This is a genomic window from Kitasatospora cystarginea (genome assembly GCF_039533515.1).
Classification (GTDB): Bacteria; Actinomycetota; Actinomycetes; order Streptomycetales; family Streptomycetaceae; genus Kitasatospora; species Kitasatospora cystarginea.
Genome location: NZ_BAAATR010000152.1, coordinates 1 through 1,679, shown reverse-complemented (window position 1 = coordinate 1,679; position 1,679 = coordinate 1). Strand labels below are relative to the sequence as shown.

Genomic DNA, 1,679 nt, shown 5'->3' with positions numbered 1-1,679 from the left:
CCTGCGCGTTTCACTTGCGGTGGTGTCCAGATCATGAGCGGGAACGCGAAAGTGCCTTCTGTGCTGGGAAGATGAGGCTTGTCGAAGGTCTCTGTCAGCCCAGCGGGAAGGCACTTTCTACGTGCACACTACCGGGTCGCGGCCCCGGCTTGTCGTCTCCACCGACGGGCGCGGGGTGGTCAGCCATGCAGGGGCCCGTCTGTTGGCCGATCTCGCCGACGCCGTCGGCCTCACCCACGCCTTCGGCGAGGCCCTGCGCCGTCTGCGTCCGCGCGGCACAGGCCATGATCCGGGCCGGAACGCGGTCGATCTGGCGGTGATGCTCGCCGACGGCGGCGAGACGATCACCGACCTGACCTTGCTGCGTAATCAGCCCGAAGTCTTCGGCTCGGTCGCCTCCACCCCGACCGCCTGGCGGCTGCTGGCCGGCATCGACCCGGCCGCGCTCGCAGCGTTGCGGGCGGCCCGCGCCGCCGCCCGGGAGGTCGCCTGGTTGCAGACCGGCGAGACCCGGGACGGCATTCCCGCCTCGAAGGCGGGCGGACGTGAACTGCCAGGCCTGGTCCTGGACATCGACGCCACCCTCGTCACCTGCCACTCCGAGAAGGAACACGCCGCCCCCACCTACAAGCACGGCTTCGGCTACCACCCGCTGCTGTGCTTCCTCGACAACACCGGCGAGGCCCTGGCCGGGGTGCTGCGGCCGGGAAACGCCGCGGCCAACACCGCCGCCGACCACATCGCCGTGCTCGACGCCGCGCTCGCCCAGATCCCCGACGCCCACCGCCACGGCACCGAGATCCTGATCCGCGCCGACAGCGCCGGATCCGCGAAGGCGTTTCTGGCCCACATCCGGGCCCTGCGCTCGCGCGGGATCCGCACGTCCTTCTCCGTCGGATGGTCCATCACCGAACCGGTCCGCCGTGCGATCCGCCACCTGCCCGACCAGGTATGGCACCCCGCCCTCGAGCAGGACGGCACGCTGCGCGAAGGCGCCCAGGTCGCCGAGCTGACCGGCCTGGTCGACCTGCCGGGCCTGCCCGAGGACACCCGGATCATCGTCCGCCGCGAGCGACCGCACCCCGGAGCCCAGCTCACGCTGTTCGACCTGGACGAGGGCATGCGCCACCAGGTCTTCCTCACCGACGCCCCCTATGGCCAGGGCTCCCTTCAGCTGCTGGAGGTCCGCCATCGTGCACACGCCCGTGTCGAGGACCGCATCCGCTGCGGCAAGACCACCGGATTCGGCCGCTTCCCCTCCCGCCACTTCCGCATCAACGCCGCGTGGCTGGAGCTGTCCCTGACGGCCATCGACCTGCTCGCCTGGACCCAAGCCCTGCTGCTGGAAGGGGAGTTGGCCACCGCCGAGCCGAAGAAGCTCCGCTATCGGCTGCTGCACACCGCCGCCCGCATCACCCGCGGCGCCCGCCGCCTGCACCTGCGGATCGCCGCCACCTGGCCTTGGCGCCACGACCTCGCGACCGCCTTCACCCGGCTACGGGCCCTGCCCCGTCCCGTCACCTGACCGACCCGACCGTCCCCGTCCGCCCACGACCTGAGGACATTGGAGACACCGGCCACGCGTCGGACCTTCGGCATGCCCCCACACCCGCACACGGCCACGACGCGTCACCAACGCCATTGACCCGGTTCAGGCGAGCCCAACTGAAAGGCGGAGG

1 protein-coding gene is annotated in these 1,679 nt (G+C 71.3%); it reads left to right on the top strand.

Annotated elements, in window-relative coordinates:
• Nucleotides 1-121: 121 nt before the first annotated feature.
• Nucleotides 122-1,525, top strand: a complete 1,404-nt coding sequence (locus ABD369_RS40500; protein WP_344641646.1) for an IS1380 family transposase — start codon at nt 122-124, stop codon at nt 1,523-1,525.
• Nucleotides 1,526-1,679 lie beyond the last annotated feature (154 nt).